15 protein-coding genes are annotated in these 15,202 nt (G+C 50.0%); 4 read left to right on the top strand and 11 right to left on the bottom strand.

The window, feature by feature from the left end:
- Window positions 1–316: 316 nt before the first annotated feature.
- Both corA and ABEA66_RS06620 read left to right on the top strand, forming a co-directional pair.
- Window positions 317–1,252, top strand: coding sequence for a magnesium/cobalt transporter CorA (corA, locus tag ABEA66_RS06615; protein ID WP_079908936.1), 936 nt, complete (start codon window positions 317–319; stop codon window positions 1,250–1,252).
- A gap of 189 nt (window positions 1,253–1,441) precedes the next feature.
- Window positions 1,442–1,873: a universal stress protein gene (locus ABEA66_RS06620; protein WP_345586969.1), complete on the top strand. Its 432-nt coding sequence runs from the start codon at window positions 1,442–1,444 to the stop codon at window positions 1,871–1,873.
- 150 nt (window positions 1,874–2,023) lie between these two features.
- Here ABEA66_RS06620 and ABEA66_RS06625 read toward each other — a convergent pair whose 3' ends face one another.
- Window positions 2,024–3,034 carry an HRDC domain-containing protein gene (locus tag ABEA66_RS06625; RefSeq protein ID WP_079908173.1) on the bottom strand — a complete coding sequence of 337 codons (1,011 nt, stop codon included), beginning with the start codon at window positions 3,032–3,034 and terminating at the stop codon, window positions 2,024–2,026.
- Window positions 3,035–3,235: 201 nt separating this feature from the next.
- Here ABEA66_RS06625 and ABEA66_RS06630 point away from each other — a divergent pair, with 201 nt between their 5' ends.
- Complete coding sequence (locus ABEA66_RS06630; protein WP_079908172.1) at window positions 3,236–3,547, top strand: hypothetical protein; 312 nt, start codon at window positions 3,236–3,238, stop codon at window positions 3,545–3,547.
- A gap of 153 nt (window positions 3,548–3,700) precedes the next feature.
- On the opposite strand, the gene ilvD is transcribed toward ABEA66_RS06630, so the two are convergent.
- Window positions 3,701–5,386, bottom strand: coding sequence for a dihydroxy-acid dehydratase (gene ilvD / locus ABEA66_RS06635; RefSeq protein ID WP_079908171.1), 1,686 nt, complete (start codon window positions 5,384–5,386; stop codon window positions 3,701–3,703).
- 206 nt (window positions 5,387–5,592) lie between these two features.
- Here ilvD and ABEA66_RS06640 point away from each other — a divergent pair, with 206 nt between their 5' ends.
- Window positions 5,593–5,886: a DUF3055 domain-containing protein gene (locus ABEA66_RS06640; protein WP_079908170.1), complete on the top strand. Its 294-nt coding sequence runs from the start codon at window positions 5,593–5,595 to the stop codon at window positions 5,884–5,886.
- Between the two features lie 90 nt (window positions 5,887–5,976).
- Here ABEA66_RS06640 and ABEA66_RS06645 read toward each other — a convergent pair whose 3' ends face one another.
- From ABEA66_RS06645 to ABEA66_RS06685, 9 genes are all read right to left on the bottom strand, one after another.
- Window positions 5,977–6,294, bottom strand: a complete 318-nt coding sequence (locus tag ABEA66_RS06645; RefSeq protein ID WP_079908169.1) for a cupin domain-containing protein — start codon at window positions 6,292–6,294, stop codon at window positions 5,977–5,979.
- 97 nt (window positions 6,295–6,391) lie between these two features.
- A complete protein-coding gene (locus ABEA66_RS06650) occupies window positions 6,392–7,153 on the bottom strand; it encodes a glycerophosphodiester phosphodiesterase family protein (protein WP_079908168.1) in 762 nt (253 codons plus the stop codon).
- A 33-nt stretch (window positions 7,154–7,186) separates the two neighbouring features.
- Window positions 7,187–8,479 (bottom strand): ABC transporter substrate-binding protein, encoded by a 1,293-nt coding sequence (locus ABEA66_RS06655; RefSeq protein ID WP_192701255.1) that lies wholly within the window; start codon window positions 8,477–8,479, stop codon window positions 7,187–7,189.
- A gap of 26 nt (window positions 8,480–8,505) precedes the next feature.
- Entirely contained in the window at window positions 8,506–9,279 is a 774-nt protein-coding gene (locus ABEA66_RS06660; protein WP_345587379.1) for a carbohydrate ABC transporter permease, read from the bottom strand.
- 151 nt (window positions 9,280–9,430) lie between these two features.
- Entirely contained in the window at window positions 9,431–10,309 is an 879-nt protein-coding gene (locus ABEA66_RS06665) for a carbohydrate ABC transporter permease (RefSeq protein ID WP_079908166.1), read from the bottom strand.
- 209 nt (window positions 10,310–10,518) lie between these two features.
- A complete protein-coding gene (locus tag ABEA66_RS06670) occupies window positions 10,519–11,610 on the bottom strand; it encodes an alcohol dehydrogenase catalytic domain-containing protein (RefSeq protein ID WP_345586970.1) in 1,092 nt (363 codons plus the stop codon).
- Window positions 11,611–11,693: 83 nt separating this feature from the next.
- The gene (locus ABEA66_RS06675) at window positions 11,694–12,455 is read right to left on the bottom strand and encodes a DeoR/GlpR family DNA-binding transcription regulator (RefSeq protein ID WP_192701257.1); all 762 of its coding nucleotides are present in this window, start codon (window positions 12,453–12,455) and stop codon (window positions 11,694–11,696) included.
- Window positions 12,456–13,197: 742 nt separating this feature from the next.
- Complete coding sequence (locus ABEA66_RS06680) at window positions 13,198–14,079, bottom strand: 5'-3' exonuclease (RefSeq protein ID WP_377739795.1); 882 nt, start codon at window positions 14,077–14,079, stop codon at window positions 13,198–13,200.
- A 158-nt stretch (window positions 14,080–14,237) separates the two neighbouring features.
- On the bottom strand, window positions 14,238–15,173 hold the full coding sequence (locus ABEA66_RS06685) for a helix-turn-helix domain-containing protein (protein ID WP_377739960.1): 936 nt from the start codon (window positions 15,171–15,173) through the stop codon (window positions 14,238–14,240).
- Window positions 15,174–15,202: the final 29 nt, after the last annotated feature.

The following is a 15,202-nucleotide window of genomic DNA, read 5'->3' on the forward strand; positions in this document are numbered from 1 at the left end:
CACTAGCAAAGGGGTGCACCAAACGAATGGACGGAGACCCGAGGAGTAGTATCTGCGTTCAACAACAACTGAATATTTCGTTTGGAATGCTGACGGCTTACGCCGTTGATTTCGATGCGCCGGTTTATCCTTTGCCTGATGATCATTATAACCATAAGGCTTAGCTTTATCCTGCCCAAGTACGCAGGTTAGGGTGCCGTCACGTGAATCAACGACGTTTCTTCCGTTTGTATTCCTCACGAGCAGTATGAAAGGTTTGGCCTCCGGTTCCTGTCTTAAAGGAACGGACGGCGAGCTACGTGAAGGGGTGGAGCAAATGAAAGCACGTTTGGTTCAGGACGGCATTTTTACATTAATTGAAGACATTACCCAAACGATAGAACCGCCGGAGCACGGGTTTTATTGGATCGACGCCGATGTCGATGATTTGACGATTTTACAGCCCTTATTTCATCTTCATGAATTAGCGGTGGAAGATTGCATGACGGAAGAAGAGCAGCGTCCGAAGATCGAGCTGTACGACAAGCATTATTTCATTGTGGTTAACAGCATCCGGTTTGATGATGAGGAAATTTTCCTCAGATCCCTCAATATCTTTTTGGGCCAGCATTATATCATTACGGTGACGCGGCAGAAAATCAACGAGCTTCGCATCCTGAAGCCGGTGCTCTGGGAAGAGGAAGTCAACGCTCCGGACCGGTTCCTATATCATCTCATCGACCTTGTTGTCGATAACTATACGTATGTGGGCGACCGGATTGAAGCGAAGATCGAGAAGCTTGAAGAAGATATCCTCATGAATACGAAAAAATCGCATCTGAACGAGATTATCGGTCTTCGAAGCGAAATCTTGTGGCTCAAAAAAGTTCTTGTGCCGCAAAAAGAAGTTATCAATACGCTGAATAAAAAAGAATTGCGGCTCATTAGCGATCCGCTGAAAAAATATTTCGGAGATATTTATGAAAATGCTGTAAAAATTTCGGAAACGTTCGATACGTTCCGCGATTTGATGGGCAACTTGCGAGAGGCTTACCAGTCGAGTCTGTCGAATCGTGCCAACGAAATTATGCGCATCTTTACTGCGTTGACAACAATTTTCATGCCGCTGACGTTCATTACCGGGATTTACGGGATGAACTTCGAGCATATTCCGGGTATTCACTGGGAGTACGGCGGTGTAGCCGCTGTGATCTTTATGTTCATTATTGGCATTTCGATGTTTGTTCTGTTTCGCAAAAAGGGTTGGCTGTAACTTCATTTCGCGATTATCCTGCCTTGGCCGATGAGTTGGTCGGGGCAGGATTTTTTTTACATTCTAATATCCATCATTCAAGGCTTCTCAACAACCTTATCCCGTTTTACAGGGTTTATTTTATTCCTGTTTCAACCGGACAGCACCTCGTGTAATAGTAAGCATCCTGATAAAGTCGAGGTGAAGGTTATGTTCGGCAAAATATTACTGGCCTATGACGGCTCGGAAACAGCTAAAAACGCACTGGAGCAAGCCATGGAATTGAAGCTGATGCTCCCCGATTCCATCCTCGAAATTGTCCATGTGGCCCAGCTGCAAAACGTTATTGTAGGTGATGCCTTCATCACCAGCAGCGCCGTGATCCAAGATGAGCTGCATGATGCTGCGGAGGCTGTATTGGATGAAGCAAGAAGACGGATCTCTCACCTGGGTCTTGCCACAACGACCCTCTTGGAAGGCGGGACTCCCGCCCAAATGATTCTGGACTATGTAAACGACCATCTGTTCGATCTTATCATTGTCGGAAGCCGCGGTCTCGGCACCTTTAAGGAGCTTCTTCTCGGAAGCGTCAGCTATGAGATTGTACAGCATGCCACCATACCCGTACTTGTAGTGAAATAGACTACAGTCCTGAACATGTCAACAGCAGGTAAACCACCTCTTGAGACCCAGCCACAGCGGGGAAGCTTTAGCAAAGGTTATTCGCAATACTCTTGGAGCTTCCCCATGGCCGGCAAATGAGTCCCCGGTACCTATTCGTGTATATACCGATTAACCTGCCGCCGGTTTGGCATTCTGAACCCTTCTGAATTTAATCCGCAGCAGGCGAAGCCATTCATAAATGGTATCCATCTGCTTGCTATCGAGCTCTTCCTGTTTATACAGCGTTTGAAGCACAGGCTTTAAGTACCGGTCCCCTTGAAGCTCAAAGGCCGACCAGGCCAAATGCAGCTCCTCCTCCGGAATCGGCTGAAGCAGCGTCTCAATATAAGCATCCAGCTCGTATCCATCCCGATCCAGCTCCTCGATCCACATAACAAGCTCTCTTCGCTGCAGCTTCGTTGCATCCTGAAGCATCTCCAGGCTATCTCCGCGTGAAACGGCTTCCAGCAGCCTGCTTTTCATTTCCCGTTTGTGCTGCTCTGCCTGGCTTTTCCGCTCTTGCTCTCTCTGCTGCCAATTTTGAAACTCCAGCAAATCAACCTGTTCCTCCACCCAGTGAAGCGGAAACGTCGTGCTGCGCGGATATTCCATCGTATACTGAAGCAGCTCCTCCCCGTAGAGCGCCGCTTTATTGGGCCCTAAGCCGGGAAGCTGAACAAGCTCCTCCGTCGTTTGCGGCAAAAAGGCACATATCATTCGAAGGAGACGGTTGGTTGCAATGAGAAACGGCGATTTGCCCTCCTTGCTTGCCTGCTTCAGCCTCCACTGCCTGAGCTCTTCATAGAGCTTCTCGTTAGAGTGCTCTTCGCTATAGTAATGCAGCAGTTGCGCGTACCTGGACTTACTTCCCAAAGTCGGGGCTTCAGCAAACCATCCGGTACCAAGCATCGGTTTGAATCCTTCCTGCTGTTTCACCAGCAGCTGTCTGCGAACGGTTAATTGCAATTCCTCCCAGCTGGGTCCTTCATACCATGTTTCCTGAATGAGCTTCCCATCCTCCTTCGTCTCCTGCCACCCGGAATACCATTGTCCTTTGCTTTCACCGACGGAAACCTGTGCGCTCCGGGCACGCCCTTCCCCTACTTGCTTTTCCATACTGTTCAGAAATAAAAGCTTCATACAATTCCTCCTTAAATCTATTATTCCAAACGCAAAAAAGCACCACTTCCTCCATAAATAACATGGAAAAAGAGGTGCTTCCTCAGCGCTTTGAAATTATTTCCATCATATCATAGACCGCGGCACAAATCAATGGCGCATAGCCCAAGTGTTGTGCAGGGCATTCTAATTAGCAAACTTCCACTAAAGGAGTGAAAGGGTATGAGTCAAGCCGAAGAACAAAAAGGCGGCTTCCTCGAAGAGGACCGGCATAAATACACGGATCTCGAGACCGTCGAATCGCAAAGAAACGATCTAACGGCCGAAGAGTTCCCTGAAGGTCCTTATGGAGCCGACCTGCATGAAGCTACATCAGAGAAAAGCTCGCCATGGCGCATTGACCAGCATCCGCCTAACACGTATACGTATGAGAACCGTGAGCTCCATGCCGGAATATCCAGAGACTATCCGGGCTCTCATCCTACCCATGCTTATGTTGACGGCGATGAGGAGCATGGCTTGCAGGAGGAATAATTGCCGACGTTCCCGAGTCTGTAAGAATCCATGCTTTGGAATGCAAGTACTTAAAAGCCAGAGAAGTTGGCAGGCTTGCTTTCTGAGCAACCAAAAAAGGCAGGGAGGAGAATATCCTCTCTGCCTTCATCTGATTTAGTCCAATAATATGAATTAAACCTTCATAACTCCGCCTGTGCTTGCATTGGTAACGAGTTTGGAATAACGAGCCAGATAGCCTGTCGTTACTTTTGGCTCGAAGCCTTTCCAGTTCGCTCTGCGTTTCTCGAATTCTTCGTCGGAAATTTGCAGCTGAATCGTACGATTTTCCAAATCCAGCTCGATGATATCTCCGTCTTCTACGAATGCGATAGGTCCGCCTTCAGCCGCTTCCGGAGAGATGTGACCGATACTGATACCGCGGGATGCACCCGAGAAGCGTCCGTCAGTGATAAGACCAACCTTCGCACCAAGGCCCATACCTACGATTTGGGAAGTAGGAGCCAGCATTTCCGGCATACCAGGGCCGCCCTTAGGGCCTTCATAACGGATAACGACAACGTGACCTTCTTTGACATGGCCATTAGCAATACCATAAAGCGCATCCTCTTGGGAATCGAAGCAAATAGCAGGACCTTTATGATAGCCGCCTACGGATTTATCAACCGCACCCACTTTAATGATGGAGCCTTTTGGAGCCAGGTTACCGAATAATACAGCCAGACCGCCGCGCTCGGAATGAGGGTTATCCAACGGATGAATAACATCCTTGTCCAAAATCTCGCAGCCTTCTACGTTTTCGCGAAGCGTTTTGCCGGTTACGGTGATGCAGTCGCCGTTCAACGCGCCTGGTTTTTTGAGCAGTTCGTTAATGATCGCGCTCACGCCGCCAGCGTTGTGAACGTCTTCGATATGATAATCAGAAGCCGGAGCAATCTTCGCCAAGTGTGGAACACGGTTAGCGATTTCGTTGATCCGCTCGATTGGATATTCAAAGCCAGCTTCATGAGCCAAAGCCAATGTATGAAGAACTGTATTCGTGGAACCGCCCATAGCCATATCCAATGCAAAAGCATTGTCGATAGCTTCCATAGTAACGATATCACGAGGCTTAATATCTTTCTTGATCAGTTCCATCAATTGTGTAGCAGAACGTTTAACGAATTCTCTACGCTCTGGAGAGATCGCAAGAATCGTTCCGTTACCTGGAAGCGCAAGTCCAAGACCTTCTGCCAGGCAGTTCATCGAGTTGGCTGTGAACATACCGGAACATGAGCCGCAGGTAGGACAACCGTATTGCTCGAGCTCAAGCAAGCTCTTCTCATCGATTTTACCGACTTGGTAAGCGCCAACGCCTTCAAATACAGAGGTCAAGGAGATCGCACGGCCATCGCTGGTTCTGCCGGCTTTCATAGGTCCACCGCTGACGAACATTGTAGGAATGTTCACGCGCAGTGCGCCCATCATCATCCCTGGTGTAATTTTGTCGCAGTTAGGAATACAGACCATACCGTCAAACCAGTGAGCTGATACTACGGTTTCAAGGGAATCCGCAATGATCTCACGGCTTGGCAGCGAGTAGCGCATACCGATGTGTCCCATGGCAATACCGTCATCTACGCCGATTGTATTAAATTCGAAAGGAACGCCGCCCGCTTCACGGATTGCATCTTTAACGATTTTACCAAATTCCTGCAGGTGAACGTGACCCGGAACGATATCGATATAAGAGTTACAAACCGCGATGAACGGCTTGTCGAAATCTTCTTCCTTAACACCGGCTGCACGCAGCAAGCTGCGGTGCGGAGCACGATCGAAGCCTTTTTTAATCATGTCGCTTCTCATTTTCGGTTTGGACATATCTGGTGAGACCTCCTAGGTAAGTTTTGGCTGGTAAACAGACTTTTGTCGTTCTATCATTCTATAAATTCTATCATGTTTATGAAGAATTGAAAACGTAAAATGTTCTTATGCGAAATATTATGCTTGCCTTTTGCCCCCAGGCGTTTCTTCATGTATAATACAGGGTACAATTCGATGAAATGCGAGAACGGAGTGACGCTTACATGTCAGAACTGGATTACTTATATGATTCTACCGAGGAGACGACGACCCGCTTCGTCTGCTTTGTCGGAGAGTCCATGCGCCGCTTTGATTTGGCCATCACCAATACGAACCGTTTTTACGGCAAAAAGCTTGTAACAGACCTTCAATCCGGACGGACTGCGGTTATTGGACCGGATGATCTGGAGGAAGAAGGCTACCTGGAGCACGTATACAAAATTACGGAAGAGGAAGCTGTAGAGCTGACCCATTTCCTGTCCCAAGTCGTCGGAGCCATCAACTTCACCGATATTTAAACTTCAGCTCGAATAGAAAGACCGTCGAACAGCTGCTATCTGATACGCAGTGTCTGACGGTCTTTTTTTTGCATAGGCGCCATCCGGATTTTACCGCTTGACCAGATCCTCGCGCACCGGGGTGAAGGAATCAAGCAGCGCGCTTGGCTCCAGCGCACGGCAGCCGTGCTTGGCTCCGCTAGGAATGAAGATGGTCTCTCCTTGCGAAATAACGTGCACAACGCCGTCTATGGTGAATTCCAGTTTTCCTTTCAGGCAGTAGGACAGTTGCTCGTGTGGATGGCTGTGCTGATACCCTTCCGCATTCTCCTCAAAATGGACTTCCATCATCATAATGGTTTGGCCCGGTGCAAAAATTTTGCGTTTCACGCCCGGCTCCGCATTTTCCCACACTCCGATATTGCTCATCCGTTAGTGCCTCCTCTGCTATTAGACGCTAATTCAGTCCTTGGTAACGTTTGCTAACATCATCTAGTATACCTGATCAGCGCCAGCTTTGGCTATCCTAACGCCCCAGCTGCTGGCGGATTCGCAAGGCGGGCTGCGGGTTGTTGACAGTCATCAGAAGGGACCCTGTGCCAAGCGCATACAGCACCTGCTGCTCCGTATCCGGGCAATAGCACCAGGGAAGAATCCCCTGCTGTTCATATTCCTGTACGCGCTGCGGAGTGAGCAGCTTCATGCTGATGCCGACCGCCCACATCTTGGATAAGGTCCCGCCGGCACCCGGCACATAATTGGACATGAGCTCCTCGGGGAAGCCCTGCGTCTTGAGCCCGTGATGGTCATGAATATGGGCCAGTACCTCGGCGTCGAAGCAAGTGAATACGCATCGGGGCAGGTACTCGTACCGCTTGAGAATCGCAATGGCTGCATCCGCCACTTCCTTCGCATCCTGGCTTGGCTTGATCTCTACGTTCAACAGAATGTCCGGGTGCGATTGCATCAGCTCGCATAATTCCTCAAACGTCGGAATCTTGAGCCCCTCAAATAGGTTGCCGAACCATCCTCCTGCATCGAGCTGCTTAAGCTCCTCCAACGTATAATCACTTACCTTGCCCTTGCCGTTGGTCGTCCGGTCCACAGTAGCGTCATGAATGACCACCACCGCTTTGTCTTTGGAGAAACGCAGGTCGAACTCCAGCATATCGACCCCCAGCTCAATAGCCCTTTGAAAGGAAAGCAGCGTATTTTCCGGGTAATCCGATTTCCATCCTCTATGTCCTGCTACAATGACCGATCGTTGATCTTGAAGGCGAGATATCATGGTTCTCTCCATTCCTTTCCGCATGGTATGTTTTTATTTCTTGAGCAGACGCTCCGTTTCCTTCTTGAACGTGTCGAGCGTGCTTTCGATATCCTTGTTGTCGTACATAATGGCTTGAATCGCTTTGAAAAACTCCTGCATATCCTGCGGCCAGGCTACATGCTTATTCGTATCGACCGCGTACTGCAGCTGATCGTAGGCGACCTTGCGGTTAGGCTCCTTTTCCCACAATGCTTTCATTTGCGGCGACTCGACCATTTTTTTCGTAAACGGCAGGTACCCCGAATCCAGAATAAACTGCAGGCCTCCCTTGGGATCGGTCATCGCCCAGTTGATGAATTCCCAGGCGGCATCCTTGTTGGCGGAAGCGGACATTAATGCCAGGTTGGCTCCGCCGGTCGGAGTTGCGTACACTTGATCCATCGGCAGGAATGCCGTCACATAGTCAAATTTGACATTATCCTTCAAGCTGCCGATCACACCCGTGGACTGGTACATCATGCCGATTTTTCCGCTTGTAAACATCTGATTGACGATATTGCCGGAATCCTGGGCCGGAGGATAATAGAGAGCGCCTGTATTTTGCAAATCCTTCAGAAACTTGAACGTCTTGACCCCTTCTCCGTTAGTGAAGCCGATAGAGGTGCCCGCATCATTGTAAAATTTCCCCTTGGCCTGGGAGATCATCGCTATCGGATACCACGTATCGTAAGGCATACTGAACCCGTAACGCTTGAATTCCCCGTTCTCCTTAATGACCAGCGCATTAGCCACCTTCTTCAAATCATCCCAGGTTTTCGGAATCGCGAGCCCTTTCTCGTCCAGCATCGTCTTGTTGACATGAAGAATCGGGGTGGAGCGGTTGAACGGCAGAGACACCAGCTTTTTGTTAAAAGTGGAATGGCCCATAAGCCCTTGAGGGAAATCGTCGACGTTCAGCTGCGACTTCTTCATATACGGCGTCATGTCCTCCAATACTTCCGCATCCGCAAACATTTGAACATAAGCGCGTTCAAGCATGGTGATATCGGGTCCTGTTTTGGCCGCAACCGCCTGCTGAAGCTTGGTTACCGTCTCGTCATAGGAGCCCTGGAACGTGCCTACCACTTCGATTTTGTCGTGGGTTTCATTAAACCGTTTGATCATTTCGTTGATGTAATCGCCGTTCTTCCCGCCCAGAGAGTGCCAGAACTGCACGGTTACTTTGCCTTGCGGAGCTCCCGAAGGATTAGAGGAAGCCTGCTCCGTCTTGTTATCCGAGCATCCCGCAAGAAGACCGGTCGTCATTGCCGCTGCCAGAAGCACGGCTGGAAATCTTTTGTTCATTGGAATATCCCCTTCTCTGCACATTATTATTTGATACCGGAATGCACGAAAGCTTTGACAATCTGCTTGGATGCAAACATATACACGATGAGAATAGGAACGACCAGGACGACGTTGCCGGCCATAATGATATGCCAATTGCTGATCCCTTCCGTTTCCCTCAGCATGGCTATTCCCATCGTAAGCGGCCGGACGGATGCCGAATCAGTCATTACCAGAGGCCAGAAATAATCGTTCCAGTGGCTGACGAAGCTGAACAGCGCAATTGTCGCAAGGGCCGGCATCGACATCGGGATCATGATTGAACGCATAATGCCGAGCTCACTGGCGTTATCCAGCCGTGCGGCTTCAATAAGCTCATGGGGAATCTGCATAAAATATTGACGGAGCAGGAAGATCCCGAAGGCGTTGGACATGAACGGGATGATCTGAGGAAGCAGCGACTTGATAAGTCCTGCGTCCGCCAGCATCAAATAAACCGGGATGAAGGTCACCTGCCCCGGTATCATGAACGCCAGCAAGACCATTCCGAACATCAGCGCATTTCCTTTGAACTTGTATTTAGCAAACGCATAAGCCGCCGGAATCATCACCGCCGATTGCAAGATGATAATGGAGAGCGTAATGATGATGGAGTTCTTCGCGTAGGTAGCGAACGGACCCGCGCTCATCGCCTGGACAAAGTTGATCCACTGGGGAATGGACGGAATCCATGTCGGGGGAAACGTCAGCGTCTCCTCCAGCGTCTGTAATGCAGTCGAAATCATCCATAAGAAAGGGAAAATGAACATCAGCAGCATAAGCAGCTTCAGTAAAAAGCCAAGCGATTTTCGGAACGGCTTGATAACCGCTGCCGATCGGATACTGTAAGCTTGTGCTGTTTCTACACTTTTTTCCTGTGCGAGCACCTGTTAAGCACCTCCTTGCCGCATTCGGTTGAAGCTGGGGGAATTACTGATAATGAACTCTTTTGGACAGCACCCGGAAGTAAATGAACGTCAGAATGGCGATAATTGCCATCAGCACAACCCCGGTCGCCGACGCGTAGCCGATGCTGTTGGACCTGAACTCGTATATGTAATACACGAGCGTCGTCGTGGAGCCGTTAGGTCCGCCTCCGGTCATAATTTTTACGGTGTCAAACACCTTGAACGAGCCGATGGTCATGATGACCAATATAAAGAACAGCTGTGGTGAAATAAGAGGCAGTGTAATGTTGAAAAAGACGCGGACTTTGCTGGCGTTATCCAGTTCGGCCGCCTCGTAGATTTGGGGATTGACCCCATGAAGCGCAGCGACGATAATCAGCGTGTAGTAGCCGATATTTTGCCATACGGAAACGATAATAACGGACAAGAGCGAGGTGCTCGAGCTCTGCAGCCAGGGCAGGGACGGCAGTCCGGCTGATTTCAGAAGGAAGTTGAGCACGCCGTGATTAGGCTCCATCAGCCACATCCACACAAGAGCGACCGAGACGATAGAAATAATATGAGGGGTGAAAATGCCGGCCTGCACGATTTCGTTCATACGCGACTTCCGTTTCAGGCATACGGCGATAAGCAAGGACAGGGACATCGTCAGCACAACGACGCCAACCGTATAAATGACGGTAGTCAGCAAAGCCCTGTAAAAATCCTCGCGAGAGAATATCTCGATGAAGTTATCGAGTCCGACGAATTTGCTTTTGTCCTTATTCAGCAAGTTGTATTTGTAGAAGCTTAATTTGACCAAATACAGTACCGGATAGAGGACAAACAGGATGATACCGAGCATGGCCGGTGCGACCATGACATAGGGACGTACGGATTCCCACAGCCTTTTCCTGTTCATACCGGCGGCTTCCCTCCTCTCCAACCTCGATAATGGCGAATCCTTGCTCCCAAAGCAGCCAACCTCATCCCCCCTTAATGAATATGTACTCCCTTTACGAAACCTTAATGATTGCGCTTTCAAATCTTGGTTTGCTTTCCTGCTCTGCCTTTCGAGCCGTTTACTTCCCTTCGCTTCTATAGTACAATTTGTACACGACTTTCACTGTGTCACCAGTGAAAGTCGAGATAGGTTTTTTTCCAGTCCCGGTGAGCCAGAGCAGATTCCATTGCGCCAGCTAGGTCATCTGCTTTGCTCACTGCGGTGAAGCCATCCGGTACTAATCGCCTTAACGTTGCTTGGCAATCCTCCCGCTCCATCACTTGGAGCACTTCCCGAAAATCCTTGGCGGAGCTTCTGCTGCTCCCGTGAAGCGTTATGCCTTTCTCCAACACATCGCGAGTGTTAACCGGAACCAGATCTTCACTAACTCCCATCGCGATAAGCTGGCCTCCCGGCTTCAAGATGTCGATCCCCTGATTAATCGCACTCTCGCTAAAACGTCCTCCTGTACATTCCACTACAATATCCACCTTGTCACCGGCGGCAAAATCATAGCTTTGGACCATTCTCGTGTCCGCGAAGCTAAACTCATCCAGCTTTTCCCGAATGGCTCCAAAAACGGTCAAACGATCTCTCTCCAGCCCGTAAGCATGATGCAGCATCGCTGCAGTCAAATAACCGACGGGGCCGTCGCCGAATACGGCCACCTTAGCCTGTGCCAGCATAGGCCGGACTCCTCGAAGCGCCCGGTACGAGACGCTGCACAGCTCCGCCAGCACCGCAATTTCATCCGGGACGTTATCCGGAATAGGAATGACACAAGGCTCCGGCAGCACCAATCTGCTCTGGGCTATGCCGTCCGTTCCGCTTCCTAGAAATTGGCCATTGGAGCAGTAATTGTCCTCGATCTCCCCTCTGCACGCCGGACAGCATTGTTCGGGCTGGAGCCCTCTAAGAAGATAACCGGGAACATAGGGTACGATGACGACTCTCTGCCCCTCATTGAGCCTCTGCGAATGGCTTCTAACGACGGTTCCTATTCCCTCGTGAAGCAGGGCCATCGGCAACTTTCTTTCCAACACCTCCGGCTTTCTTAATCCGCCGAAATAGCGGAGATCCGCATGGCAGATACTTGCGATCGTCGGTTCCACGACGACAAATCCCTCCCTAACCTCCCGTTCGATGAGCAGCTCTTGAACGGTATGGGGCTGAGTCAAGCGTAGAGTTCGCGAATGTACTTTCGCTGTTGCTGTAGCCACTTACCGAAACACCTCCATAATCATGAATCCTGTATAATATGAATTTCCGACCGGAATACCGATCGGGAAAGATTCACCTGCAGCTATACCGTAATGACATGGATTCCGGCATCCCGGAACGGTTTCACGTCATAATCCGGCACTTCGTTACCGGTGATCAAAGTATGGATGGAGCTGTTCGGTGCGACGGTGTGAAGTGAAATTTTCCCTATCTTGGTGCCGTCGGCTACGACGATAACCTCCTGGGCGGCTGCAATCATCCCTTGCTTTGCCAATACAAGCTGAGCCTCGGGATGCATTAAGCCATGCTTGGGGTGAATGGCAGGTGTTCCGAGAAACGCTTTGGATACATGAAGCGAGCGAAGCACTCGATCGGTGAACATACCGTTAAGCATGTAGCTTGAGGGGTACAATTCCCCGCCCGTCACCGTCACTCTTACCCCCGGGGCATCCCTTAGCTCCGCAGCAACATTCATATCGTTGGTAACGACGGTGATATGGTTGTGATGAACCAGGTTTTTGGCAATATGGAGTGTCGTCGTGCCGGAATCGATGATGATATGATCACCGTCTTCCACGAGACTGGCCGCCATTTTGCCGATGCGCATTTTCTGCTCAAGCTGCGCATTCGATCTTTCATTAAACGAAGGCTCGTTATGGGTCAATCCTTCAACAACGACCCCGCCTCGAGTTCGCTTCAATAGCCCCTCATGCTCGACCTCGGCCAGATCTCTTCGGATTGTGGCTTCATGCACGCCGAACTCCTGCGCCAGCGCCGCAACCGAAGCCGCCTGATACTGCCTCACATATTCCACGATTTTTCGCTTTCTCTCGGCAGCCAGCAATCGATCTCCCCCTTCACACCCACGAAACAAGCATCGATGCGCATTTACATGTTTATTTATGCTTGTTTTTGTAACTTTAGATTACATTGCCAAAATACGTTTTGTCAATACATTTTCCCTAGTTCCTTAGCCTCATATCTTGTTTTTTTATTATTAAGGCTGTATGAATGGTCCATTATCGGATTTACAAAGGCCAATGACCTGGAAATTCCCTGCGGGAGCCTGTGTAAAATCAAGCTCATTTATGCTTGTTTCATGGCATACTATCGTATTCATATGAACAAAAGATGCAAACCAGCGTCGACTTGCACTCCTCTATGCGCGCTTATAGTTCATAATCCTACCGTCGAAATATAAATTAACCCCACAAAGTGGGGCCAGGATGTTGAGAAACCCTGTTTGCGTGAATTATGCTGCATATGGAGGTGGGGTATGCCTCGGAGAAGTTTACGTCCTCCTTTGAAACCCGTGAAAATACCGCTAAATCTAATCCTATTCACAGGTTTCAACAGAGGCTGGAGGGGAATACCCCACCGGAGTATATTAGCAAAAATTCAAGCTTTTATAGGTTTCTCGACAGACTCACCCCACAAAGTGGGGCCTTGGCTTCGAAGCTGATTCAGGTACTTTGCGGGGAGCCCCGAAATTTATAAATTTAAAAAAGCCTCTATCCTCCATATTCCATGGAAGATGAGGCCTTAAAGAAACGGCTACATGTATAAGTTCATTATGTAAAATGATTTCAATCAAGCAATTTGGATAATCCCTTAAACTCCAGCTCTTCGAACTTCGCAATAACCCGGCCGCGGTCTACCTCCCAGCTGGCTGCGGCCAGCTCGCACATGACCGGCACATCGGTACGTATACGCGCCAAATCGCGGGATAGATGCAGCATTTCAAGCTCTGCTTCAATTTTGGCGCGAACCCCTTTGGGCAGAAGGGGCAAATTCTCGATAATGCCTTCCACGGAGCCGTGCTCCTGCAGCAGCTTGAGTGCAGTTTTCTCTCCAATCCCTTTCACGCCGGGATAGTTGTCGGCGGTATCGCCCATCAAGCCCTTCAGGTCGATAAACTGCTCAGGCGTCAGCTGCTTCTCCTCCATCAGCGTTTCCGGGCTGTAGACGGCGTAATTGCCCTGCCCTTTCTTCATGATGACCACCTTCACCCGCTCCTGCAGCAGCTGAAGCATATCATGGTCGCCCGTCAAAATATACACATCGTTCTCCATGCTGTATGTACGCGCTAATGTCCCGATACAATCGTCCGCCTCATAGCCGTTCAATCCGACATTAGGTACGCCGAAGCTCTCAACGACGTCTTTTACGAGATCAAACTGCGGGATCAGTTCTTCCGGACAATCAGCACGGTTCGCCTTATAGTCCGAGAATTTCTCGGTACGGAACGTTTTGCCGCCCATATCCCAGCAGCAGATAACATGAGTCGGTTTAAAGGTCTGTACGGCATCCCAAAAGTATTTGACGAAGCCAAATACCGCATTCGTCGGCATTCCGCCGCTTGTTTTCATAATGTAGCCGCTGTAGGAGGTCGCGTAGAAGGCGCGAAACAATAGCGCCATGCCGTCGACCAGCAGGACGGATTGCGGCTGTTCTTCATATGGATTCAATATCATCTCTCCCAAAGCCATTTTGACTTCTATTATACCATGGCAACGGCTAGCTGGGGGGAGATGGTCTAATTTGCCTCATACCCAAATAACGAAGCAGCATGAAAAAGACCGCAACCTGGTTTTCACAGATCACGGCCTCCACCTTCGGCTCCATCTCAGGATAACGTGGCCGCAACCTGATGCTGCTGCCGGTACTGCATGGGAGTGATGCCGAATTTCTTTTTGAACACATAATGCAAATAGTTGGAGCTGGAGAAGCCGTTGCGAAAAGCGATCTGATCGATCGTCTCCGTGCTTAAGCTGAGCTCGCTGCAAATATGGGTCAGCCTTAGCTGCTCGATATATTCGCTGAACGTCGATCCCGTATGCTCCCGAAAAATTCGCTGCAGCTGCCTCGAGCTGATCTGCACCCTCTCAGCCACAATGTCCAGCGTTAAAGGCTCCATATAATTGTCGTTGATGAATTGCACGGCAAGCTGATACCGGTAATGCTTCATATCGCGGGAAGGCAAATCCGGCTGGGGAACCGAAGCGTAGGTACGCGCCGTTCGCAGCAAAATTTGGATGATGGACTGCTTCAGCACCGTGAACAGCCCCGGCTGATTCTCATACCATGCCCTGTACGCGGTCAAGAAGCAGTCCATCGCCCGAAACTGGTCTGCCGCCGGTCTGGCGGGGAGCGACTGAATCTGCTGAATACACGCTTCTGCCTCGGCAACCTCCCATTTCCGGCCCCAATCCTTCGAATTTGCGCTGCAATCGGCAGCATCGGTCTCCTCATCCAGCTTCACGATATCGATATGCAGGCACAGCTCATCCATGGCCTCCACGGCATCGGCCTCCTGATAATGCAGCACATTCGGCCCAGTCAAGTACAGCATGCCTTCCTGCAGCGCATACGGGACCTCGCCCAGAATCACCTTGCCCTTCCCGCGCGGAATATAGTGAAATTCATAATCGGAATGCTTATGAAAGCTGACGGATCTTCCCGCCGGGAAGCTGGTATGATGAAAGCGCAGCATACGGATCCCGTAGTGGCCCCAGCGAAACTCAAGATCAAGCCGGTCCAGCGCATACGGCTGGCCGAGCATCAGTTCGAAAGCATATGGCTTGGACGTTG

This window comes from Paenibacillus vulneris, from assembly GCF_039543185.1.
Taxonomy (GTDB): Bacteria; Bacillota; Bacilli; order Paenibacillales; family NBRC-103111; genus Paenibacillus_S; species Paenibacillus_S vulneris.